The organism is Limnothrix sp. HT2024 (assembly GCF_059138625.1).
Genome location: NZ_CM181121.1, coordinates 1,393,181 through 1,417,237, shown reverse-complemented (window position 1 = coordinate 1,417,237; position 24,057 = coordinate 1,393,181). Strand labels below are relative to the sequence as shown.

The window sequence follows — 24,057 nt, the reverse complement described above, 5'->3', positions numbered from 1 at the left end:
CCCCCGGCCCCGGCTGGGGGATTTTTGTTGGGCTAGAGCTATGAGTAGAAGCTACTCATCACTTTCTGCTGCCTGACGAAGCGCCAAGAATGCTTCCTTGAGGGCTTGACTAACCGCTGAATTCGGCTCATTCAAGACCAGTTCTTGGTAAGCATCTAAATAATTCTGGCGAATTCGATGAAACAGATGCAAAAAATGTCGTAAAAAACTTAAGCAGTCCAAAACAGCAATTTCTACGCCATCTGTCTTCTCATACCAGGTTGCTGCATAATCGATTACCTGTTGTTCAACTGGCTCTGTCGTAATAAAAATGTAATTCTGAATTTTTGATCTTGCTTTCAAAATCTTGGAAATTGCAGAGTCAATATCACTCGCGGTAACTGCCCGCATTTTCATTTCATAGGCTGTGACAACCGAAGATTCATTCTGGAGCGTGATTTCTAAATCACCGAGAGATCCTGTTTGCGAATCAGCAGCATTATGAGACTGCAACGATAGAATTCGTTCTCCTAAATGGTGTTTTGCTACCTGATATGCAGCCGCCACGATTAGCACTGGCAAACGGCTAGAATTTTTACAAGCCAAATGCTGAGTAATTAGTTTAATAATGGCTTCTGTTGCTAAGGGTAAAGATCCTTGAGATCGTTCTAGACTAGATAATAATGAATTAATTCGATGTAGTTGTTCATCACGAATCTCTAGAAGCACTCTTATAAATTCAGTCAATAGACTTTCAGCAGAAACGCGATTCTCTGCCACATTCTCTAGAAGAACTAGGACTGATCGATATAACTCAGTCGGTCTGCCTACTAATTCACGATCCGTAGTCAGGGGTTGATCATGGTTTCGGAAAGTAGGCGTAAGAAATGCAGTTGTTGAATTAACAGGCAGTTGATATTGATTAATAAACGGTGTCAAATAATCTTCATCATACTTGCGACCTGAGAAGCTATCTGAGCCACCAATTTTAGTGTATGGCTTTCGGGGATCAACTTCTGGGCGATCAAGCTTACCCAATAAGCAAGCCATCAAAAATCTTACGCCTGAACGGTTACTCGTGCATTGGCCAACTCGGTTGATATGTTCTGTCAACCTGGAGTCCTGAATTAAGGGATCATTGCCCGCGATGAGTGCCGATTGGTAAATCTGTTCAAGGATTTGATCAGGTGTCATCAGAATAACTCCCGTTGAACAGAGTTGGAATCTGACTGAGACTCAGGCGATGAATAATTGATCCAAAGCACTTCTTGTCTCGTATCTTTGGTGGAATGAATAGTTTTTTGCGGGCCAAGAATCTTTTGCCATTTTGATTCAGGAAATAGATCTTGCATAACTGGATGATCGTAGCCCGAAACTGCAACCATTCCCTGACATTGATTCAGAGTCAGGGCTAATTCCTGATGCTCTTGCTCAGTCATTTCAAAACCGTAGGATTTTGTATCGCCTCGGGTTTCGTGGAGGTAGGGCGGATCGCAATAAAAAAACGTATTGGGGCCGTCGTAGAGACGAATAACGTCCAAAGCAGGCCGATTTTCAATCTGTACCCGCAGGAGGCGAAGGGCGATCGCGTCTAGTGCTTCAACGCCACCTAGCCATCGAGACACAACTCCCGACATCCCCGATCGGCTGGTATCCTTGCAATTTGCCCATCGTCCTAATGATGCTGTTTGTGCTAGACCAGTTCTGGTTTGTCGAGCACGAATATAAAAGCGCCGAGCACGCTCAACATCATCAAGATTGTCTGAATTCTCGTAGATTGCTTGATAATATTCTTCGCGTGAAAAGGGTGTAAGGGCGATCGCTCGAATCAGTTTGTCTGAATGATCCCGTAAAACTCGGAAGAAATTAACAACTTCCCCATCAATATCATTGTAGGTTTCAACAGGGGATGGCTCTCGGTTGAGTAAAACAGCACCTGATCCAGAAAAGGGTTCACAATAATGGTGACACTGAGGTAAAAGAGGCAAGAGCCAATCTAAGTGGGAAAACTTGCCACCATACCAGCCAAAGGCGATTTTACGCCGACTGCGAGGATGAACAAGAGCATGATTCTGCTCAATAGAATTGCTGGATTCCGAATCTAAAAAAATAGGAGAAGTTCGCTTAGAGCTTGAACCCATAACAGTGGCTACTTATAAAATATTTGATGAAATCATCATCAATGTATCGAACTTATACTGTAGCTGATTTTTGGAAGGAAGTTACGATTAAGCTGCCTGTACTAGTGGAGCGATCGCCCATGTCTCTCAAAACGGCTATTGCCTACGAAACGGACTATTACGGTTGGGTGCAAGAACAGGTCGAACTGTTGGAGTCAGGCCAGCTCGATCGCCTCGATGTCGCCAACCTCATTGAGGAAATTAAAAGCTTGGGAGCTGCGGTTCGTGGTTTTCGGATCAGTTGCCCGATCGCGAGTTAACCCATTAGTCAAAAATTGATCCGCGATCGGGTGAGGGAAACTAGTCAATCTTTTGTAAATAAATGCAGTGCCGATCGCCCTCAGTAATGGGAGTTTTAAAGGCATCTATACCCAAAATTTTTGCCCCCCAATGGTTCAGGGGATCTTGCAGGCTGGCTTCTTCTTCCGCGCTCCAGTGACCTCGGTACAAAACCGCAACGCCTCGCGGGGCCAACATCGGCAGGGCATAGCTGGCGCAAAGATCCGCTGCGCCCACGGCCCGCAAGGTCACCAGGTGAAAATTCGGTTTGGGGCCCGGTCGCCGCACAAACTGTTCTGCTCGATCGCAAGCGGTTTGCACATTGCCCAACCCCAATTCCGTGATCGCCTCCGCCACAAATTGAATCTTTTTGCGCGTGCTATCCATCAGCAACCATTGCCATTCTGGAAAAGCGATCGCGCCCGGTAGCCCTGGAAAGCCGCCGCCGGTTCCCAAATCGGCCACGGTGAGGGTCTGCGAGGCCCGCTGGGTCAGTACTGGTTGCAAAATCGGTGAAAATAGACCTCGCAGCGAATCCCAAAGATGCTTTTCCCAAAAGTCCAATGGTTCCGTAATGCGGGTTAAGTTCATCCGCTGGTTACCCGCCAAGATCACCTCGTAGAGTTGCTGAAATTGGGCTTGGGTGGCTGTGTCGGGCTGCCATTGCAGGGTTGACTGCCAAAGGTCGATCGGGTTTGGCAAGGTGGGCGCTGTGGGAAGGGTCATGGCCATGGGGAGCAAGCTGCTAGGCAATTTAAGCGCAATCTGGCCCCGTTAACGTAATTCCTTGAGTCCAATCGCAGCATGATTCCAACGGTAGTGGTGGCGGGAACCCACAGCGGAGTGGGCAAAACTTCAGTGGCGATCGCCCTGATGCGAGCCTGGACGCGGCGCGGATGGGTGGTGCAGCCGTTCAAAGTGGGGCCCGATTTCATTGACCCGGGCCATCACCGCCGGGCCACGGGTCGCCCGTCCCATAATTTGGATGGTTGGATGCTCTCTAAAGCAACAAACCGAGCGCTGTTCGATCGCGCCGTGGCCGGAGCCGATGTGGCGGTGATTGAAGGAGCCATGGGATTGTTCGATGGTTATGGCGACCAAGAGGCGGGCAGCACGGCTGAGCTGGCCAAGTGGCTGAACGCGCCTGTGGTGTTGGTGTTGGATAGTCGGGGCCTGTCTCGCAGCGGGGCGGCCCTAATTTGCGGCTATGAAACCTTTGATCCGGATTTGCGGTTTTTGGGCGCAATTTGCAACCGGGTGGGCAGCGGAACACATTTGGATCGGATTGTGGGGGCTGCTCGCGATCGCGTGCGGATGCCCATTTTGGGCGGTGTGCCCCGGGATGAGGCCGCATTGATCGATAGCCGCCACTTGGGCTTAAAAATGGCCGATGAGGATCAGTTGGGGGAGGGATATATCGATCGGCTGGCGGACTTGCTGGAAACCCATCTGGACTTGGATCAGCTCTGGCAACGGTTGCAGCGGGAGCAACCCACCCACGACCCTGCACCACCCACGCCGATCGCCCCAATTTCTGTCAGTCGTCGATCGCCTCGCAAAATCGGAATCGCACGCGATCGGGCCTTTTGTTTTTATTACGAAGCCAATTTAGATTTTCTGCGCGATCGAGGGGCGGAGTTGGTGGAATTTTCGCCCTTGGTCGATCGGCCGCCCGCTGATTGTGATGCGCTCTACCTTGGGGGTGGCTACCCGGAGCTATACCTGGATCAGCTTGCCAATAACACCGATTGTTTAACGGCTATTCGCCAAATGGCCGCGGCCGGCAAACCAATCTATGGGGAATGTGGCGGTTTCATCTACCTGTGCGATCGCCTGACCCTGGCCGATGGCACGGGGCGATCGCTCTTGGGTTTATTACCGCTGCAAATCCAAATGACCCGCCGCCCCAAGCTGGGTTACGTGGAAACGACGATCGCTCCTGGCGGCCCTTTGCCCTCAGGAGAAACCATTCGTGGTCATCGGTTTCACTACTCGGAAGTGGCAAACCCCGAAGCGGCCGGGACGATCGCCCAATGCTATGACCTCTTGACCTCTCGGGGCGATCGGCTCACGGAAGGATATTGTGTCGGTTCCGTCCTGGGTAGCTATGTACATTTGCATTTCGCCAGTAATCCCCAAGTGATGACCGCCTGGCTCGATCGCGTCCCTGCTGCTATGAGTTGAAAGGCAAGTTTGCAGACCCAAAAGCCCGATCGAACCCTTGAGAGTCGATCGGGCTAATCGTCATTGAATTGATAGTGGGCTAGGGGTTGTCGTCATTTCCTAGGGTCAAGCGAAAACAGTTGATTTTCCTTACCTCAATCATCGTCATAAGAGGATGTCTAAAAAGCCAAAATTGCTACTCTGTACGCCCCAGGAATCGACGTAGGCAAGGGGCTTAAGCCCCTTGTCCCCACGGTCATTGATCCTTAGCCCATACTAAAAGATATTTCTCAGACATCCTCTAAGATGCTCAAGCCCCTTGTCCCCCACGATTTCGTCATGACGGAATCAAGGTTTCAGGCAATTTGACGACATGCCCTAGACCCTAAAAGCTAACCCCAATCTGAGCACCCATTGACGATGACTAATCACTGATAGAAACCAAGAATGTTGCTTCCCCGTTGGCGCGGCGACCAGCAATGACCAATCCTGAAATTGCTTCTCCATCGCCCATCTTATGAATTGTCAGCTCGATGATCTTTGGGTCATCAAAAGTGGCAACCAAGGCCCGCTGACCTGCTTCTGCCTCATCAATGTTGTCCAAAATCAGAGAAGCAGAGAGTCGAGCCTCAGAATCATTTAACGATCGCAGTTCTGAAATAATCGCCCGGGGTGCATCCATTGATCGTCCATAGACCATTTTCCATGAATCTCGATAGGCTTTTCTCCTCGATTTCTGGCCTATAAAACGCTTGTATTTCTTCAGTGCTGCTTGACTGAGATCATCTTCAGGCTTCAAAACCTCATAGAAAACAGCGCTGCCAGGAATCGACTCAATAGGGCCACCATAAATTGTCTCCAAGTCGGTCACATACTGAGGTGATTTTTTGAGTGATGTTTTGCGCTCAGTCATGAACTTTTGCTCCGCAACTAATAAAGAGGGAAATTGCAACACTAAGTGAACCAACCTCATGAATCAATTTGCATTCCCCCCGGTTCTTGCCTTCTTGAAATTCAGATTCAATACTGATTGCTTTGCGAAGACCAATAACCATGCTGATTCATGATTTCTTGATAGTGTATTTTGTTGCTTCGACGAAATTATCAAGAAAAATCGATTTTTGCAATCCCTGCCATTATTTCAAGACTGAATTGATTTGTTAGAAGTATGACTGCTGTGATCAATTGATACCAGATTAGATCGTTTGCTTGTATAAACAATAACTCTGAAAAATAATTCAAAATAAATTGGGGAAAAATTTAAGCTGAAATTCGGCTTTGAATCCATATCGATAAAAATCAAGCAATTGATCGATGATTGGATGAATTTGAACACCTGAACATATGTCTTTAAATAAAATTTTGATGGCTGAAATGGCAAATCTCGATCGAAGTCAACGTCCGTTGAGGTCAAGGCTTGCTATTGATAGGGCTGTCATTAAGACGACTCGCTTTCGCCGCAAGGACTCACTGATCCCAAGCTGCGATCGATCCTGAAGGGACGTTGACTAGATCGCTGAACTGAACAGGAACTGACGGTCTGAGGATTAGCCCAAGGCCAGCTTTAAACGCATCATCAGGCGAGGGATGTAGGTATAAAACCGATCATGGCGAAGCTGAATCGCATCAATGCTGCAACTGCCGCAATGGACTCCTGGCGGCGGAACGGCAATTCGCTGCACCACTTGATCGGAAACGCCGGCCCAGGGCAAGTGACCCACGGGACTTTGCAGGGAGCGGTTTAATTCCGACTCGTTGCGCCAATCGCTGCTGATGAAGTCCTGTTCGGCGCGGGGGGCGGCGATTTTCCAACCGACGCGATCGCGGAAGTTGTTCACGGCCGCTTCCAGGTTGGTGGGATGGGCAATGGTGGCCGCTTGCCAGAGCCGCAACTGCACGCTGAGGCCGAAGCGGCCGTTGCTGGCCGCGAGCCAGGCTTGGTCAATTTCGCGAATCAGGGCCGGATCAGTCAAGGCGGGGCTGGCCGGTGGCATGGTGGCAGATTCGGGGGCCAACAGGCGGCGAGTGAGGCGATCGGCCTCAACCCAGTTTTGGGCTTGCAGGTGGGTTTGGAGTTGGGCAATCAGTTGGCGGGCCGCTGCGTCGGTGGCTGGGGTTTCGGTTTGGCAAGCCCCAATGGTCGATCGGGCAAATTTGCCAGCTCCGAAGTAATGCACAATCTGGATTTGTTTGGGCTGGCCGGCGATGGGTCGCAAACTGACGTAAAGACCATGGGCCGAGGCGGGCGTGCCATAGAGCCGATCGCCGTTATTGGGTTGAGCGCGAAACTCGCCATCAAAGGGCAAGCGGGAAAAGTCCGCATCGGGAGCCAATTGCCGGTAATCCTGAACTACGGCGTTTCGGATCAGGGTTTGCAGATGCCCGTTGCGGGTTTGCGTCAATACCGTGAGGGTGAGGGGGGTTGTGCCGGAAGATTCGGGCCCCGCTACTGGCCCCGCCACTTGATAGGTCAAGGTGGTGTTGGATCCCCAAGTGGCCATGGTTTCGCAGGTAAGGCGGGTTGTGCTGGCTTGGGGCGTACTAGCTGGGGCTGTGTTGGCCTGAGCCGCGATCGGGTGGGTGGCAGCGGCCATGAGCGCCAGGGTGAAAGCTTGGCCCCATCGCTGGAAAAGCGCGAGTTTCAACATAACGGAATCACAAAATGACGGAGTGGCGAGTGATTGGGTTCGCTATCCGTGTTATCCGTTCCGTTGGGCGTTGACTCGGGAGTTAATGGACGCTTCCTGAAGTTGATCGCCATTAGCGAGCGATCGGGGGCAGGTTGCTGAAGTGGTTGTAAGCGGCGCGGGAATAGTCGCGGATGGCTTCGGCGGCCTTGGGATCGTTGGGGGCCCGTTCTGCCAACACGGCAATTCCGTAGCGGCGGCCGTTGGGGGTATCTACCAAGCCCGTGTCTGCCAACAGCTTGGCCAATGTGCCGGTTTTGTGGGCCAACTCGCCACCTTTGCCAATGCCCTTCGGTAGCAGGCTGTTGGCCACCGTGCCGCGCATGATGCTCAACAGCCGATCGCGCGATCGCATGGAAACCAATTCGCCCCGGTTAATCAGCGCCGTTAATTGCACCAAGTCCCGGGCGGTGGTGCGGTTCAAGCCAGTAATGTCCGGCAGCAAGTCGCGGATATTGGTGCCCTGTAGCCCCCAGGATTGAAACCGCTGGTTCAGGGGGCCCGAGCCGCCCGTGCGGGCCATGATCATGTTGGTGGCGGTGTTGTCGCTGATCACGATCATTTGGCGGGCGGTGTCGATCGCGGAGAATTTTTGGCCCGGCTTTTGATATTGCATCGTGCCCGCTTCGGGGGCCACAAACCGCGCCTCCATGGTCAGCATTTCATCAAGGCGAATTTTGCCCGCATCCACATCCTGAAAAAAGGCTACGAGGATCGGCACTTTGATTGTGCTGGCGGCGGCGACCGATCGGGTATCGTTCCAGGCGGCAAAATCTCCCGTATCCAAATCCAAGGCAGCCGCATGAAGAATCAGGCTGGGATAGCGAGCGGCAATTTTTTGGAACTGATCGCTCAAGGGGGCGATCGGCTGGCGAAAGGCGGATCCCGGCGGCGGCAACGCGGGGCTGGCCAGTTGTTTTTGGCCTTGGCGCACCACTTGGTTAATTTGTGTGCCAGCGGGGGAAGCGGTTTGGCGCATGGCCGGGTCAAAGGCCATCAACACCGTGCCCACGATCGCCCCTAAACCGGCCCCGACAATCAGGGTGCGCAAAGCTTGTAACCACAGAGGATCGCCCTTGCTGCGGCGTGTGGGCGGCCGGTCTGGGGCCGTTGGGCGGGGCCGGGCCGATCGCCCGTTGGCCTGGCCCGGTTCCGGGGCGGTGGGCCGGGTCAGCCGATCGACCGTACTTTGCAACCAATTTTGGTGAGCGGGAGGCCGAGAACGGGAACGACGCGCACCGGGCGGCGGGGGCACAGCAGCCAGGGGCCGAGGGGCGGGCAAAGGGCGGGGGCGATCGGGCGGTTGGGGCATGGCAAGTTCGGTTTCAGCCCAAAATTTGGCGGCCATCCCGAGCCAATCTCAAGATCGGGATGGCTGGCATTTTACTGGCCAGAGTTGGGGCGCGGCAAATGGTCGATCGCCCAATTCAGTTGCTTAATGGCTCCCCACAACAGCGCCATATCATTTTGGGAAGGATTTGCCCGCTGCAAGATCCGCCGCAATTTTTCCATGCGACTGCTGGCCGTGTGGGGATATAAAAAGCCCGATCGCAACAACAGATCTGCCAAGTCTTGATGGAAATGCTCCACTTGCTCGAACGGGGCCAGGGCGATCGGCTCGGGGGCAACTTCGGGGCCAGGGCTGGCTTCTGGGGCTGGCCGGGCCCACTCATAGGCACAAACCGCCACCGCTTGGGCCAGGTTCATGGAGGGATAGTCATCGCTGGTGGGAATGCGGATTAATTGTTGGGCATATTTCAGCTCGTCGTTGGTTAAGCCCCGATCTTCCCGCCCAAAGACCAACGCGGCCGATCGCCCAGCCCGCAACCAGGGCAAGGCCGCCGCTGGTTCCCGCACCGGCACAGGAGAATCCCAATCTCGCCCGATCGTGGCTCCAACCCGATCGCACCCGGCCAAGGCCTCGGGCAAAGTGGCCACCTCGATCGCCTCTTCCAGCAAATCCCTTGCGTGGATCGCCATTTGCAGGGCTTCACGCCCCAGCCGATCGCATTGGGGATTCACCAATACCAACCGCCGCAACCCAAAATTCTTCATCACCCGCGCGACGGAACCCACATTCAGCGGCCCGGCCGGTTCCACCAGCACGATCGTTAACGACATGGTTCAAAAAAGGTAAAAATCAGAAGGCAAAAGGCAAAAAATACAGAGAAATAGAACGGCTAGCCCAAATTTTCCTTTTTCCTTCTTCCTTTTTCTCCGCACCCTAGGGGCCCTGTAGCCGTCGCCAAGTCCATTGGCCATCCGGCTGCCGATGCCAACGCAGCAGTTGGGCCGGCGACTCGCCCCCGTAGGGATCCGCCGACTCGGGCAACCGACCCAAGGCCCGACGCGGCGCAATGGTGGCCAGGGCGATCGCCTGTTCCGGGGTGCAAAGTTGCCAACGAATCAGGTTCAAAACCCCTTCCAACAGGCTAAGGGTTGTGCCCGACAAGGTGCCATCGGACAGGCGAGCTGTGCCGTTTTTCACCTCAATGGTGCGTTCATCCCAAGGATAAATTCCATCGGGCAATCCCAAGGGAGCTAGGGCATCGCTCACCATAAACAGCCCTCTAGGGCCCTCGCTGGCCCGCAACAGCACTTGCAACATGGTGGGGCACACATGCACCCCATCGGCAATGAAGCCGCAGCGCACGCCCGATCGAACAATGGCCGCACCCAAAAGGCCCGGTTCCCGATGGTGCAGCGGTGGCATGGCATTAAACGCATGGGTGACCATGGTGGCTCCCCGATCGAACGCAGCCATGGCTTCCGCTGCCGTGGCCTGGGAATGGCCAAGGCTGACGGCAATCCTGCGCGATCGCAGCCAATCGATCGCCTCACCCGTGGGATCCAATTCCGGTGCGAGGGTCATCTTGGCCACCTGGGCCGCGTGGGAACCAACCACCGCCACCACCCGATCGACCGTCAGGGGCAACAGGAATTGCTGTGGATGGGCCCCGCGCTTTTGTGGATTCAGGAACGGCCCCTCAAGATGTGCGCCCCAAATTTCCGCCCGATCGCCCGCTGGGTATTGGGTTCGATAGTCCTGATAGGCCGCCAATGTGGCCAGGCTTTGGTGAACTTTCTCGATCGCCGTGGTCACAATCGTGGGCAAAAAAGCCTGCACCCCTTGCCGCCACAGCAATTGGCAAATGCGATCCACTTGGGGCAAATCGGCCAAGGTCAGGTCTGGAAAGGCCAAACCCAAGGCTCCGTTAATTTGCAGGTCTACCCCACCGGGCGAGAGCCAATCGCCATGCAGGTCGATCGCGTCGGCATTCAGTAGCGTGTCTGCCCGATCGCCCACCCCAAAAATTTTGGGATCATGGGGGTCAATTTCCGCCACCAGCCCCCGATCGTCGCAGGTCAGGTCATAGAGTCCCGGTCGATCGATCAGTCGGGCGCGGTGGATGCGTCGATTTTGCCAATGGGTCATCGATCGATCATGATTAGGTGGCTTTGGCGGAGACAGACTCGGTGGATCTAGTGGATCTAAATAGATCTAATAGATCTAGTGGATCTGAATCTGAATGGATCTATGGCTCTTCTAAGTGGATCTATGTGGATCCATATAGATCCATACAGATCTAAATAGATTTTGAACCTAAATAGATTCTGAACCTAGAATTCTGAACCGAAGATTCTGAACCTAAAAAACGGCAGCTCAGAAACTAAGGCTTAAAAATCGGGTCTAAATCGAGTCTGAATCGGGTTGATCACACCAGTGTGGTGCTGTGCGATCGCGCCAACGCCTTAAATTTGAACAGGTTAACCGACTCTTTCCCCCTGCACAACCATGGCCACCACCGCCTCCCCCCTGATTGGCATCATCATGGGCAGCGATTCCGACTTGCCCACCATGGAAGCCGCGATCGCCGTTTGCGAAGAATTCGGCATTTCCACCGAAGTGGCCATCGTCTCTGCCCACCGCACACCCGATCGGATGGTGAATTATGCCAAAACCGCCGTTGATCGGGGACTGAAAGTGATTATTGCAGGCGCAGGCGGCGCAGCTCACCTACCCGGCATGGTTGCCGCCCTGACGGTGTTACCGGTGATTGGCGTGCCCGTGAGCACCCGCCAACTCAGTGGCGTGGATTCCCTGTATTCGATCGTGCAAATGCCGGGGGGAATTCCCGTGGCCACCGTGGCGATCGGGAATGCCAAAAACGCCGGCCTGTTGGCGGTGCAAATGTTGGCGGCCCATGACCCGGAACTGCTAGCCAAGGTGCAAGCCTATCGGGACGGCTTGCGGCAAATGGTGGAAGACAAACAAACCCAGCTCGATCGCCTTGGTTACCGGGCCTACCTGCAACAGAGCTGAAAAACAGAACTGAAAAACAGCGTTGAAAATACATGGCTCGATCGCCCCGGAGGCATGGGCGAAGCACGGAAGCGCTTCACTGCCTCCGTGGTCGCGACAAAATTAGTATCAAATTTGACTTCTGAAATTTCCTTAAAAACGTAAAACCTGAGTCTCTCTTGTGCCGGTTAATCAGCGGTGAACTCGTGCCCCATGGACTGAGTTAGCGATCGACCTTTGAGAGATTTGCATGATTTCAGGGGCGATCGGGTCTGGTATGGCCGATCAACCATCCCCTTTAGATTCCTTGACTCCTCGCATTGATCGCGATCACCAACGCCAACTGATATTTTGATGGCAGCGACGTGATTGGGATCATGCCCAATTAATCAGTTTAAAAATTTGATAAAGTTTCGTCTGATCTTGAGCGTTTCCTAAATTTTTCATAAACAACCGTTCGCTCATCGTCGAACTGGTGTGCTCAAGGGACAACCACGAACTCCACACTCTCCATCGCCCTGCTCTCCACAGCCCTCTTTCCCTGCGAAAGGATTGTCACGCTCTCCCTATCTAGCCAGTACTGACCATTTCAAAATCAGACTCTGAACGCATTGACTGGGTTCCTCGTCTACCAATCCATTAGCCCCATTCAATGCGCTGCCTGGTCGGGGTTTTGAGAACTTGGGTCACTGCTCTTCATGACTTCAATTAGTTTGGTCGATCGCAAGATTTCCGCGATCAATTCCGCGATCAATAGCCTGTGGGGGGGAAGCCCCTTGAGTGGTTCAACTCCCTCTCAAATCGATGGTTTAACCCCCGATTGCTGAGACCCACGATGAAGCCGCTTGGCCCGTTTGGCAACGGTAGATCAGTGACTTCTGACTGCTCGTGACTTATAGATTTGTTCTGTTTTTATCATTTTCAATTGTTTTTTTGTCAAATCATGTTCGCTTTGATACGCAAGATTTCTGTTTTTTTGATGATCTGTGCCAGGATCCGTTTAGAGGGTTTCGTGATTTTTAATCAACTCCGCTACTCGCAGATTTTTGACACATTTCTCAATCAATTCCATCGAATCACTCAATTGCGGACTCGGTTTGATGATGGATAGACTTCCAGCCCGATTCTGGCGTTGGTGCTGGCTAACTCTTAACTCTATCGGAGATGAATTACAGGTCAATTACAGACAGGTTGCAAATCATCAATGCATTGCCCCGATTCATCGTAGTTTTCTTTTGAGATCAGTGATTTCAAGTCCCATAAAAACGGGAATAATCATCTAGGAGAACTTGAATTCAGCAATGATTTTGGTCTTCGATTTATGCCTGGCAATCGAACTGAATTTCAGGCGCTCCAAGGGCTTGACCGTGAGGTATTTATGGGAAATCTAAAGGGCCAGTGCAGGATCTGACTTGGTGGCGTTGATTGCCGATTCTGTTGTTGCCATGCTGGTAATAATTATGACGGAGTTTGAGGGGGGAAAGGGGGATGCAAGGACTGTTGGCGGAGAGATGGAAAGGGTGCAGAGGCTATGGAGCGATTGTCGGAGGTCAAGCCGTTTACGACTGGTTTGCAACCGCAGGGAGTGCAGTTGGTAATGGATCAAGAAACTGCTCAAGCGAATGAGCGGGCCCTGCGAACCTTAGAGCGGGCAATTGTGTTGTCAGAGGGCCAGTTTTCCCTGGTGTTGGTGCGTTGTAGTTATGAGCGCTTACGCCGGAGTGTGTTGGATTGGGTGGCCGATCGCTCGGGAGAGGGGCAGCCGTTCGATCGGGTGACTTGCCTGGTGGTTCCGCCCACCATCAAGACGCTCTATCCATTGGTGGCGGCGATTTCGGATCCCTGTCCGCCCCGGGCGGTGATGGTGCTGGGGCTGGAGATGGCGGAGTCGCTGGATACGGTGTTTGCGCTGGCGAACCAGATGCGCGATCGCTTCAAGCAGTTGCCGTTCCCGATCGTGTTGTGGTTGACGGATGAAAGCCTGGACAAGCTGAAGCGGGTGGCTCCGGATCTCAAGAGCTGGGCCGCTACGCCGGTTCGGTTGGAGATGGACACGCAGGGGGTGATTGACTTTCTGCGGGAGCGGGCCAGTCAGGCGTTCGATCGGGCCTTTGCGGCTTCGGCGGGCTATTCAATCTATCAACTGCCGCCGGCCTTGGCGGAGGCCCGTCACCGGCAGGAGCTGGCGGCGGCGCGGGCGGACTTGGCCAAGCGGGGCGTGCAGTTGGATGTGGATTTGCTGGCTAGTGTGGAGTTCCTGGAAGGGTGGACGGCCATGGGCCGGGGGGACTATGAGCTAGCGCTGAAGATGTTTGGCAATGCGCTGGACAGTTGGCAAACCTTGGCCCAAGCTTTGCCACCGGAGGCGGGGAGTTCGTTGGTGTCGGCCACGGCGGAAACAGAGGGGGCGATCGCCCCGCCCCGGTTGCCCATTTCCCCGATCGAAGCCCAAGTGCGTTCAGGCCTGTTGCGGTTTTATGTGGGGTTTTGCCATGCACGCTTGGCCCTGGGCAACAGCAATCCCGTGGAATTGCCGGAAAGCCAGTCGGCCCGGGTTCAGCGCTGGCGACTGGCTCGGGAATCGCTACAGGCCTGTGCGGATTGTTTCGCAGCGCTCGATCGCCCCGATCTCACGGCCAAGTTCATTGGTGCGTTGGGGGAAGTGCTCCAAGAACTCCACGACTGGTTGGGGTTGGAGCAGTTGGCCCAGGTGGCCACGGCGCTCCATGGCGCACCGGACCATCCGGGGAATCGGGCTGAGTTGGCTCGGGACTGTTGCTTTTTGGCGGAAGTGGCCCTGGTGCAAACCCGCTGGGAACAGGCCTGCGAGTGGGCGGAGCGGGCCTTGAACCATCTGTCCCATGCCAGTACCCATGACCCAACGGCCCTGGGGCCCGATCTGCTGCGGGCGGTGCGGTTGCGCCAAAGCCAAGCTTGGTTTCTGTTGGGGGAAGCCAATTGGCATTTGGGGCGCTCTGGTTTGGCCATCAGTCATTTGGAGCGGGCCCGAGCCACGGTTTGGAACTTCGAGCAACCCCAGTTGACGGTGCGGTTGTTGTCGCGGTTGCGGGAGGTTTATTTTCAGCAAACCCGCTACCTGGATGCGTTCCGAACGAAGCAGGAACTGCGGCGCGTGGAACACCAATGCAGTTGGTTGGCGTTTATTGGTGCGGGCCAACTGCAACCGCAACCGGCGGCCCTGGTGGACGATGGCATGGTGCTGCCGGTGGCGGCCCCGGAAATTGCCGCCTCTGGCCGACAAAAAGATGTAGAAAATTTGATCGCCCGCTTGGCCCGGGCGGATCTAAAGCTCACGGTGGTGCATGGCCATTCGGGGGCGGGCAAGAGTTCGCTGCTGAAGGCGGGTTTAGTGCCGGAGTTGCATCGGCGGGCCTTGGGCGATCGGGATGTGTTGCCGGTGACGATCGAGGTTTACACGGACTGGATCGCAGCCACGGAAAATGCCCTTGATCGAGCGGCTGCCCAAAAGGGTCTCGACAGCGATCGCACCCTCACCACTTGGGACGACTTGGCGATCGAGGCGAATATTGCTTTACCCAGTTTGGATTTGTCGGTCAACAGTCAAGCACTGCGGTTGCGGGCCTTGCTCGATCGGCTCCAGCAGTTGAGCCAGCAAAACTTCGCCATCATTCTGATTTTTGACCAGTTTGAGGAATTGTTTTTCCACTGGCCCACGGTGGTCGATCGCCAGCCCTTTTTTGAATTCCTGCGCGATTGCCTGAATGTGCCCTACGTCAAGCTAATCATTTCCATGCGGGAAGATTACCTGCATTTCCTGCTGGAGTGGGAACGGGCCACGGACTTGTCAATCATTGATGACAACGTGTTGGCACGTCAGGTTCGCTATTACGTGGGAGACTTTTCCCCCGCCGATGCCCGTGCCACCATCCAAAGCCTCACGGAGCGATCGCGCCTGGGCCTGGAGCCTGACCTGATTGATGCCCTGGTGGGTGAGTTGGCCCGCGAAACCGGTGAAGTCAACCCGATCGAGCTGCAAGTGGTGGGGGCCCAACTCCAGGCCGATCGAATCGTCACCCTGGCCGAATACCAACGGGAATATGGCTCCAAGGAAGTGCTCGTGGAGCGCTACTTGGAAAACACCATTCGCGACTGCGGCCCCGAAGGCGAAAACATCGCTCGCCAAGTGTTATTCCTGCTCACCGCCGAAAATGGCACTCGCCCCCTCAAAACCCGCACCGAGCTAGCCGTTGAACTGGGAGCCAGCGATGGGCAACTGGAACTGGTGTTGAACATTCTGTCGGGAGCCGGTTTGGTGGTCATGTTCCGGGAGTCCACCGCCGACTTCTATCAACTGGTGCATGACTACCTCGTCACCTTCATTCGCCAACAGCGCCAAGCCGACGAACGGGCCCGCTATCGTCTCACCCAGTCCCAACTAAACGCCATCCTCAAAAAACGAATTCAGGAACTCTATGCCGCTGGCGCAGTGCTCGGGATTCTGTTTTTGTCCTCCTCTAGCTTTGCGGTGTTGTTGGGGGCCGATGAAATCAGCGCCCAAATTGATGCCAGCACCGCCGTTTCTGAGGCCCTGATTGGTTCCAACCAGCCCTTTGAGGCCCTGCTCTCGGGTCTGCAGGCCTGGCAGCAACGGAGCCAACGTCAATGGCTGCTGTGGGCCAAACCCAACGCCCGCTTAGCCACGGAACTGAAGGTGGGCGCCAGTTTGCAGCAGGCCCTCAAGCATGTGCGGGAGGTGAACCGAATTGAAGGGCGCTTGGGCCATGTGGAAACGGTTTGGGACGTGAGTTTCAGTCCCGATGGGCAATTTTTGGCCACGGCCAGCAGCGATCGCACCGTGCGGTTGTGGCAGCGCAGTGGGGAACCCCTGGCGGACAACCAAGGGCGACCGATCGTGCTGAACCATGAAGGGGCAGTGACCAACGTGGTGTTCAGTCCCGATGGGGAATTGTTGGCCACCAGCACCGGCAAACGGGGAACTGCCGGCAAATTGCGGCTCTGGAACAAGGCGGGCAAGTTGGTGCGGGAATTGGGTGAACATCCGGCCCGCATCAACAGCACCGCCTTCAGTCCCGATGGGCAACTGATCGCCACCGCCAGCGACGATCGCACCGTGCGTCTGTGGAACCTTCAGGGCCAAGTGGTGCGCCAACTGACCACCCACGGTGGCCCCGTGCAATGGGCCAGCTTCAGCCCCGATGGGCAACTGATCGCCACCGCCAGTGACGATCGAACGATCAAGCTCTGGAGCCTGGACGGCCAAGAACTGGCCACCCTCCGCGGCCATGGCAACAGCGTCATGAATGTGACCTTCAGCCCCGATGGTCAATTCCTTGCCTCCGCCAGCTTGGACAAGACCATCCGCATTTGGACTCGATCGGGCAAACCCGTGCGCATGTTATCGGGACACCGGGATGGTGTCTTAAGCGTGGCCTTCAGTCCCGATGGGCGCTATCTGGCTTCCACCAGTGAAGACAAGACCATTAAATATTGGACGTTCTGGGGCAATTTAGAGCAAAACTTCGCCGGCCACACCGATCGGGTCACCAGCGTAGCCTTCAGTCCCGATGGATCCACCCTGGTTACCAGCAGCTACGATCGCACCGTTCGGTTTTGGCGCTTGCAACCGGAATCGATCACCCAAATTACGGCCCACACCGATCGAATCTATGGCGTAGACATCAGCCGCGATGGGCAAACCATTCTGTCCGCCAGCCGTGATCAGCAGGTGAAGCTTTGGGATCGCAACACCTACCGCCCCACTCATTTCCAGGATCCCGGTGGTGGCGTGCGGGTGGCGGCCTTCAGCCCCGACAGCCGTTGGATTTTGGTGGGCAGCAACGATGGGCGGGCGCGGCTTTGGTCGCGATCGGGCCAACTGCAACGGGTCTTTGCCGATGAACTGGTGCTGCAAAACAACCCGATCGAATCGAACAACATTTCCAGCGTGGCCTTCAGTCCCGATGGCAAACTGATCGCCGCCACCTATCGCAGTGGTCGCGGTTACCTGTGGCAACCGGACGGCAAACAGGTGGCCGCCTTCAAGCTCACCTCCAGCGACGATCGGGCCAAACGACTCAACAGCATCACCTTCAGTCCCGATGGCCGCATCCTGGCCACGGGTGGAGATGATGCCCTGATTCGGCTTTGGACTTTGCAAGGGGAACCCATCCGCACCCTCGCGGGCCACAGCAGTTTCGTGAATGATGTCACCTTCAGTCCCGATGGGCGTTACATCGCCTCCGCCGGGGACGATAGCACCGTTCGCCTGTGGAGTGCCAACGGTTCCCTACTGCAAGTGTTGGGCCATGGGGATGCGGTCAACAGCGTGCGGTTTAGCCCCAATGGTCAGTTTTTGGCCGCTGCCAGTTGGGATGGTTCCGTCACCCTTTGGAGCCTGGATGGCAAGATGATCAAGGTTTTTCGGGAGCACAAATCCGGCGTGGGCGGCGTGCGGTTCAGCCCCGATGGCAAGCTGCTGGTCTCGGGGGGGTTTGATCAGCAGTTGGTGATTCGCGATTTGGACTTGGAAAACTTGCTCGATCGCAGTTGTCGTTGGCTCCAGGATTACCTGAGACCCAAGGGCGAAGCGGCGGGCAACTTGACGCAACTGGCGCGGGCCTGCCGCAATCGCTTTCGCCCCTAGTCGATCGATCCCATCAAACTAATCGATCCACTGGCAAATCCAGCCCTTTTTATTGAATCAACTTTATTGAATCAACTGAATCGACGGCTGATCAAACGCCAAATCCCGCGTATGCCCGCGCCTTCCCTAGGACAGCATCGTGGCGGCGGCGGCGCGCATCTTGGAAAGGGCAGTCCGTTCAATTTGGCGAATCCGTTCGCGGGTGAGGTTCAAATCTGCCCCGATCGCCGCCAGTCGGGCATCCCCTTGAATTAAGCCAAACCGCCGCATCACCACCAGTCGCTCCCGTTGATCCAACAGGCCCAACAGGGTCACCAAAGCGGCGCGATCGTCCACCGCATCCAACACCTGATCCAGATTCACACTGGCATCAGGAATCAGGTCGATCGCATGGTCAGAATCGCAGTGATTCGTCAGCGGCGCATCCAAACTCTTGGGCGGCCGACCGTAGGCCAGCAACGTCTGCAATTCCGTAACCGTCAGCTCCATCGCCGCCGCCACCTGTGCCGTGGTGGGCGGGTGGCCCAACTGCCCCGACAGTTGAGCTGTCACCTTCCGCACCTTCCGCAGACGATCGTTCACCTGAATCGGTAGCCGAATCGTCCGGCTTTGGTTGGCCAGGGCCCGGGCCACCGCTTGCCGAATCCACCAAGTGGCATAGGTGCTGAACTTGTAGCCCAAGCGCTCATCAAATTTTTCGGCGGCGCGATCCAGCCCCAAGCTGCCCTCCTGAATCAGATCCAGCAAATCCAGGCCCCGACCGGTGTAGTGCTTAGCAATGGACACCACCAGCCGCAAATTAGCCGCCACCAGCCGCGCTTTGGCCTGGCGACCTCGCCGGGCGATCGCCTTGGCCCGCGCAGACTGGGGCTGATCTCGATCGCGCAGGGATTGCCAGGCCCGAATGGCCGCACCCAATTCTCGCTCCTGTTCTGTGGTGAGGAGGGGAATTCGCCCAATTTCCTGCAAATAGACGCGCACCGTGTCAAAGTCAAGGGTTTTACGCATGATCGTGAGTGCTTCTTGCTTGCGACTTGCCGAAAAAGACTGCTAGCAATCCTCAGTCATCCCCAAAGGCAGCTCCAGAGATTGCCCCACAGACAGCCCCGCGAGAACGGTCACTGAGGGACGAGTTTGTAACGACAGCTTGGTTAATAGCGTTCGCTCTGGAGGCGACTTTGATTGGCGACCTCGATTGGCGACTTTGATTAATGTACAATATTCGTACAGATATCACAAGGCTAAAATCTGCGCAAAAAATCCTCAACGAAAAACCCTCAGCCCAGAACTCTCAGCCCAGAATCCTCAACGAAGCCGATCGCCCTTGGGGAGAGGGTAGTCATGACTTTGATCGTGGATTCGAGTATGGACGTGCCCTCAGAGGATGTCTGAAAAGTGTCTTTTGGCACGGGCAATACACCAATAGTCGTGGGGGCAAGGGGCTTGAGCATCTTGTCTTCGTCGATCGATGAGGCGTGCAGAGTATCGATTTTGGCTTTTCAGACATCCTCTCAGCGAGAAGGTGGTGAGCCTCGATCGCCCTACTCACTGCTTGAGCTAGCTAGTCACCAAATAAAAAGCGGGAGCCATCATTTACTGGCTCCCGCTCCGTCATCTCTACCAATATTTTTTTTTGCAACAAAAAACTGAGGGGATAGACCATCCCCGCTAGCAAGCTTTTACAGGTTGCCGCCCCGGAAGGCCAAAATAAACACAATCACCGGGCCAGCAATCACTAGAAGTGCCAACGTGGTCAGTTGCCCCACCACCAACCAGTTAATGCCGCCGATCGCATCCGTCAGTGCTTCCATAGTCTTCCCAGTCCCTTTAGGTCTTGAAATCGGTTTTGAGTTGTTTTTGAGTCATTAATGATCTGAGATGCTCTGAATCATGAATGACTCGTTGATTCTCTGATCAGGGTCTGATCATGGGCCGAGTGGCTGGGCCAAGCTGGTTTTTGAACCAGATGTTGCCACCCATGATTGCAAAAAATCGATTCAATTATCCTACGGTTGGCGACTCGGTAGATTTAAGAAAGTTTACAAAAATCCATCTCAGCTCCCATCTCGCTTCCAGGGTTACCCGTGGGCTGACCGTTGGGCGGCGAAGTTGACCCGATCGCCCAATCCCCATCGAGTCTGAACGCATCCGTTTGATAGAATATCTCCGTTCGGGCGCTCGCTCGGTGGCATGGCCTGAGCGCGCTGTGTTGGAAAATACGGAAAAATCCTATGACGATCGCCTTTCAACTCGTTCTTTTTGCGCTGGTTGCGTTGTCGTTGGTCTTGGTTGTGGGTGTGCCAGTGGCCTATGCGCTGCCCCAAAGCTGGGATCGTTCCAAGCCTCTGCTGTACCTGGGTTCTGGTGTTTGGTTCCTGTTGGTGATTGCGGTGGCCGTTCTGAATTTCTTCGTGGCTTAGGGTTCGATCGCAGCCGCTACCACAAGTCAAACCAATACCAAATCGCAAGCCAAAGCAGTGGCCCTGAGCTGCTGTGCAAGGTTAAAAGCAAGGTTGATGGGGGCGATCGCTTGCCCCTAATTTGTTTTGGCCAAATTTCTTGGCAGATTGAGTTTCTTGGCCAATTGAGTCCAGTTTTGAGTGCAACATGGCTGTTTTTGAAGGAAGTTTCGATCGCGCTGGATCACAACGATTTGCCATCGTTATTGGCCGCTTTAACGACCTGATCACCAGCAAATTACTGGCCGGTTGCCAAGATTGCCTCAAGCGCCACGGGGTGGATATTGACCCCCAAGGCCGTCAGGTGGACTATGTTTGGGTTCCCGGTAGCTTTGAAATCCCCACCGTTGCCCGCCAATTGGCCCTGAGTCAGCGCTACGATGCCGTGATTTGCCTGGGTGCAGTGATTCGCGGTCAAACGCCCCATTTCGATTACGTTTGCGCGGAAGTTTCCAAGGGAATTGCCGCCGCCAGCTTCCAAACCGGTGTGCCAGTTGTGTTCGGCATTGTCACCACGGACACGATGCAACAGGCTCTGGAACGGGCGGGGATTAAGAGCAATTTGGGTTGGAACTATGCCATGAGCGCCCTCGAAATGGCGAGTTTGATGGCACAGGTGCGGGCGGTGGCTCCGGCGGTTGATGCGCCCCCGATCGCCTTAGGATCTTTGCCTCCCACCCTCACGGAAGCCTAAAACCCCCAAACCCGAATGGTTGCGCGATCAATCGTAGGGGCGGGGTCTCCCTGCCCAGTCTCCCCGCCCAGCCCCTGCAATTCCTGACACTTCCGGTGGTGGAGTGGACAGGTTGGGAGCGATCGCTCGGGTCAGGGTTGGGAGACCCAACCCCTACGGCGGCGGAATTGATGACACGCCTTAAGCCCCTTGTTTGGGTTGATCGATAGGACTTGCAAAGTGGCAACCTGGACTTTTCAGACATTTCCTAAGCACTGATCGCCAGACCTGTTTTGCGAGGAATCTCTCGTCCGATGGCGGCATTGAACAAGCCATGATCAACCAATCATGATTAACGAGCATTAACGGGTATTAACGAGTAACAATTTGTTCGATCGCCTGCTTCAGTTCTTCGGCACTGAGATCCGTGATCACAAAGACTTCTTGAATGGTTTTCCCCTTGCGTGCAATTAACTTATAGCCGCCTCGGATCGGTACGGAAACTTTTAATTGTAATTGGGGGCTGTTGCTGCGGCCATGGGAGAGCACGGCCGGTGTGATGGTGCTGATGCCCGTCACTTGGGTTAGCTTTTCCAAAATCGGAATCAGTCCATCCAAATGAGTGGAATGATTCCAAACCAGTCGCCCTGAAGTGGGGGTGGTTTTGGCTTTTTTGGAGTTTTTTGGGGACTGGTCTGGCTCGGGCGATCGGGTGTTGGCTTGGGGGGCGGGAAGGGCGGCGGTGGGTTGTTTTTTGGATTTTGCCATGACGTGGGGCGCTGAATTTAGGCGCTTTCTAGGGGAGCCATGGTTAGTCCTTCGCGGCTCAGTTGTTGGTGATAGAGTTCTGCTTGTTCTTGGGGGCCAACCCAAACGATGGCCTGCCCTTCGTTATGAATTTGATAGGTTAATTTCCAGGCCCGATCGGTTGTCATATTTGGAATATATTTCGACAAGCAATTCGCGACGTGATTGAAGGTGTTCACGTCATCGTTCAAGACAATTACTTTATAGTTTGGATAGGTTTTGCGGACGGTTTGATCGGCGCGTTCGGGAGTCTTGACCGGGGCTGTGGTGGCAGCCCGATGCAACGGTTGAGGAGCGAGCACAGCAGTCATAGGGGCGATCGAGCGGTAGTTTTGCGGGGACAGAAAGCAGCGATCGGTTGAGCCAAATACGCAATGATCAGACTGATGCAAATTGTAACAAAATGATTTGGATTCGCGGCTCGATCGCACCACTAGCGATCGCCCGCCCGATTCAATGCCAGATTCAACAACTGCTCGGCAATGCGGCGAGCGGCTCCGGGCGGGCCCAACCGTTGCCGGCCATTGTCGATTTTGGCCTGCCATGGGGTTGGATCTCGAAGTAATTGTTCGATCGCCCCCGGGAGTTCCGTTGGCTCCTGAATCCAAGTGACGGAGGGGCCCAACAGGCGGGTTTGGGCTTCCGCAAAGGCGGGGGTGAATTGGGGCCCGTTGCCCGACAGGGTAATGGCCGGCTTACCCAAGCCCACTACCTGTTCCGTGGCTGTGCCGGCCGTGGCGATCGCGAAGTGGGCCGCCTTGGCCCAGTCCCAAAATCGATCGCTAGCCAGCTCCAACTGGGCTAACCCGCAATGCCATTGTTCCCCGGTGCTCGATCGCCAGCCGGCCTGCTGAAGGGCCTGCTGAAGAGGCGCACGATCGATTCCAGGGGCGATCGCCGCCTGCAACATCACCACCCGTTGGGTCAAATCGGGCCAGGCTTGCAACGCCGTCAGCATTCGTTGCCAATTGTTCAGCGCCTCTGGAAAACGCGACCCCGGCAACAGCAGCACGCGCAAGGGTGATCCCGGCTCTGGCCAAGTGCAATCGGGCAAATCTCCCGTGAAGCCGTCCATCATTGGATTGCCGCAGTCAAAGGTGCGATCGGGCAGCCAACGCCGCAAAATCTGAGCCGTCAGGGTGTCGCGCGGGAACAAACCCCGACAGCGCGATCGCCCCATCAGCCACCGCTCCCAAGGTAGATAAACCGAACCCGACCAGCCCTCCCAACGCCGGGCCCCCAAAAACTGCCCTTGACTATCCCGCAGGTAATATTCCGATTTGGCCGTGCCCACAAAGCCATAGGGCGCACCGCTGGCCCAAGCAAACAACAGGGGCACAATGTCACCCACCGCCAACACCAACAGCGGTTCCGCGCTGGTTGCCCGGTGTGTTTGCACCCATTGCCGCACCGATCGCCACTGTTGCCAAGTCAGGCCCACCAGCCCCCCGCGCATGTCCCGCAGCAGTTGGCCCGCATCCATATAGACAAAGCCACCCGACGGCAGGGTTTTCACTTCGCCAATAATCGGGATTCCGGCGCGGCGGTAGGCGTTTCCTTCCCCCACCAATGGCAAAGCAAATCGATCGGGCTGGGTGGGTAACTGTGCAAAGGCTTGCAGAATTTGCACCGCGATCGCGTCTTCACCATGGCCATTGCTGATGCACAGAAGCTTCATGGCACAAACCGATCGATCAGCTCGGTCAGCCGTTTAGGCACAACAAAATCCATGGGGATTATTCAGCTCAAAAGACTAGTTAGCTCAAAAAACGAAGCTCAGAATCAAAGCGGGCGGCGGGAATCGAACCCGCAACGACAGTTTGGAAGACTGTAGTTTTACCACTAAACTACGCCCGCGAAGGCTGGTGGTTGGGTTTTTGG

Annotated in this window: 19 protein-coding genes and 1 tRNA gene; 6 read left to right on the top strand and 14 right to left on the bottom strand. The window is 55.1% G+C overall.

Annotated features, from left to right (window positions below):
• Nucleotides 1–51 precede the first annotated feature (51 nt).
• Nucleotides 52–1,173: a DNA methyltransferase gene (locus AC2IAX_RS05735; protein WP_494389723.1), complete on the bottom strand. Its 1,122-nt coding sequence runs from the start codon at nt 1,171–1,173 to the stop codon at nt 52–54.
• Nucleotides 1,173–2,120 carry a DNA adenine methylase gene (locus AC2IAX_RS05730; RefSeq protein WP_494389722.1) on the bottom strand — a complete coding sequence of 316 codons (948 nt, stop codon included), beginning with the start codon at nt 2,118–2,120 and terminating at the stop codon, nt 1,173–1,175. The genes AC2IAX_RS05735 and AC2IAX_RS05730 overlap by 1 nt, the downstream gene beginning before the upstream one ends.
• A 119-nt stretch (nt 2,121–2,239) precedes the next feature.
• Here AC2IAX_RS05730 and AC2IAX_RS05725 point away from each other — a divergent pair, with 119 nt between their 5' ends.
• Nucleotides 2,240–2,419 carry a DUF29 family protein gene (locus AC2IAX_RS05725; protein WP_494389721.1) on the top strand — a complete coding sequence of 60 codons (180 nt, stop codon included), beginning with the start codon at nt 2,240–2,242 and terminating at the stop codon, nt 2,417–2,419.
• Nucleotides 2,420–2,459: 40 nt separating this feature from the next.
• Here AC2IAX_RS05725 and rsmG read toward each other — a convergent pair whose 3' ends face one another.
• Nucleotides 2,460–3,164 (bottom strand): 16S rRNA (guanine(527)-N(7))-methyltransferase RsmG, encoded by a 705-nt coding sequence (gene rsmG / locus AC2IAX_RS05720; protein ID WP_494389720.1) that lies wholly within the window; start codon nt 3,162–3,164, stop codon nt 2,460–2,462.
• A 78-nt stretch (nt 3,165–3,242) separates the two neighbouring features.
• Between rsmG and AC2IAX_RS05715 the strand changes: the two genes are divergently transcribed.
• On the top strand, nt 3,243–4,622 hold the full coding sequence (locus AC2IAX_RS05715; protein WP_494389719.1) for a cobyrinic acid a,c-diamide synthase CobB: 1,380 nt from the start codon (nt 3,243–3,245) through the stop codon (nt 4,620–4,622).
• Between the two features lie 403 nt (nt 4,623–5,025).
• Here AC2IAX_RS05715 and AC2IAX_RS05710 read toward each other — a convergent pair whose 3' ends face one another.
• From AC2IAX_RS05710 to nagA, 5 genes are all read right to left on the bottom strand, one after another.
• A complete protein-coding gene (locus AC2IAX_RS05710; protein ID WP_494389718.1) occupies nt 5,026–5,514 on the bottom strand; it encodes a hypothetical protein in 489 nt (162 codons plus the stop codon).
• Nucleotides 5,515–6,148: 634 nt separating this feature from the next.
• Nucleotides 6,149–7,249: a GUN4 domain-containing protein gene (locus AC2IAX_RS05705; protein ID WP_494389717.1), complete on the bottom strand. Its 1,101-nt coding sequence runs from the start codon at nt 7,247–7,249 to the stop codon at nt 6,149–6,151.
• A gap of 112 nt (nt 7,250–7,361) precedes the next feature.
• Nucleotides 7,362–8,636: a serine hydrolase gene (locus AC2IAX_RS05700; protein ID WP_494389716.1), complete on the bottom strand. Its 1,275-nt coding sequence runs from the start codon at nt 8,634–8,636 to the stop codon at nt 7,362–7,364.
• Nucleotides 8,637–8,671: 35 nt separating this feature from the next.
• Nucleotides 8,672–9,409 carry an RNA methyltransferase gene (locus AC2IAX_RS05695; RefSeq protein WP_494389715.1) on the bottom strand — a complete coding sequence of 246 codons (738 nt, stop codon included), beginning with the start codon at nt 9,407–9,409 and terminating at the stop codon, nt 8,672–8,674.
• A 103-nt stretch (nt 9,410–9,512) separates the two neighbouring features.
• Nucleotides 9,513–10,724, bottom strand: a complete 1,212-nt coding sequence (gene nagA, locus AC2IAX_RS05690) for an N-acetylglucosamine-6-phosphate deacetylase (protein ID WP_494389714.1) — start codon at nt 10,722–10,724, stop codon at nt 9,513–9,515.
• A 360-nt stretch (nt 10,725–11,084) separates the two neighbouring features.
• Between nagA and purE the strand changes: the two genes are divergently transcribed.
• Both purE and AC2IAX_RS05680 read left to right on the top strand, forming a co-directional pair.
• Entirely contained in the window at nt 11,085–11,612 is a 528-nt protein-coding gene (gene purE / locus AC2IAX_RS05685) for a 5-(carboxyamino)imidazole ribonucleotide mutase (protein WP_494389713.1), read from the top strand.
• A gap of 1,510 nt (nt 11,613–13,122) precedes the next feature.
• Complete coding sequence (locus AC2IAX_RS05680; RefSeq protein ID WP_494389712.1) at nt 13,123–18,237, top strand: WD40 repeat domain-containing protein; 5,115 nt, start codon at nt 13,123–13,125, stop codon at nt 18,235–18,237.
• Nucleotides 18,238–18,363: 126 nt separating this feature from the next.
• Here AC2IAX_RS05680 and AC2IAX_RS05675 read toward each other — a convergent pair whose 3' ends face one another.
• Nucleotides 18,364–19,245 carry a sigma-70 family RNA polymerase sigma factor gene (locus AC2IAX_RS05675; RefSeq protein WP_494389711.1) on the bottom strand — a complete coding sequence of 294 codons (882 nt, stop codon included), beginning with the start codon at nt 19,243–19,245 and terminating at the stop codon, nt 18,364–18,366.
• A gap of 671 nt (nt 19,246–19,916) precedes the next feature.
• Nucleotides 19,917–20,048, bottom strand: a complete 132-nt coding sequence (gene psb30 / locus AC2IAX_RS05670; protein ID WP_099532928.1) for a photosystem II reaction center protein Ycf12/Psb30 — start codon at nt 20,046–20,048, stop codon at nt 19,917–19,919.
• 420 nt (nt 20,049–20,468) lie between these two features.
• On the opposite strand from psb30, the gene psbZ reads away from it, so the two are divergent.
• Nucleotides 20,469–20,657 carry a photosystem II reaction center protein PsbZ gene (gene psbZ / locus AC2IAX_RS05665; RefSeq protein WP_099532929.1) on the top strand — a complete coding sequence of 63 codons (189 nt, stop codon included), beginning with the start codon at nt 20,469–20,471 and terminating at the stop codon, nt 20,655–20,657.
• Between the two features lie 187 nt (nt 20,658–20,844).
• The gene (gene ribH / locus AC2IAX_RS05660; protein ID WP_494389710.1) at nt 20,845–21,390 is read left to right on the top strand and encodes a 6,7-dimethyl-8-ribityllumazine synthase; all 546 of its coding nucleotides are present in this window, start codon (nt 20,845–20,847) and stop codon (nt 21,388–21,390) included.
• Between the two features lie 351 nt (nt 21,391–21,741).
• Here ribH and AC2IAX_RS05655 read toward each other — a convergent pair whose 3' ends face one another.
• From AC2IAX_RS05655 to AC2IAX_RS05640, 4 genes are all read right to left on the bottom strand, one after another.
• The gene (locus AC2IAX_RS05655; protein WP_242027903.1) at nt 21,742–22,011 is read right to left on the bottom strand and encodes a DUF2103 domain-containing protein; all 270 of its coding nucleotides are present in this window, start codon (nt 22,009–22,011) and stop codon (nt 21,742–21,744) included.
• Between the two features lie 143 nt (nt 22,012–22,154).
• The gene (gene clpS, locus AC2IAX_RS05650; protein ID WP_494389709.1) at nt 22,155–22,487 is read right to left on the bottom strand and encodes an ATP-dependent Clp protease adapter ClpS; all 333 of its coding nucleotides are present in this window, start codon (nt 22,485–22,487) and stop codon (nt 22,155–22,157) included.
• A 122-nt stretch (nt 22,488–22,609) separates the two neighbouring features.
• On the bottom strand, nt 22,610–23,854 hold the full coding sequence (locus AC2IAX_RS05645) for a lipid-A-disaccharide synthase-related protein (RefSeq protein ID WP_494389708.1): 1,245 nt from the start codon (nt 23,852–23,854) through the stop codon (nt 22,610–22,612).
• Nucleotides 23,855–23,962: 108 nt separating this feature from the next.
• A tRNA-Gly gene (locus tag AC2IAX_RS05640) sits at nt 23,963–24,033 on the bottom strand.
• Between the last annotated feature and the right edge of the window lie 24 nt (nt 24,034–24,057).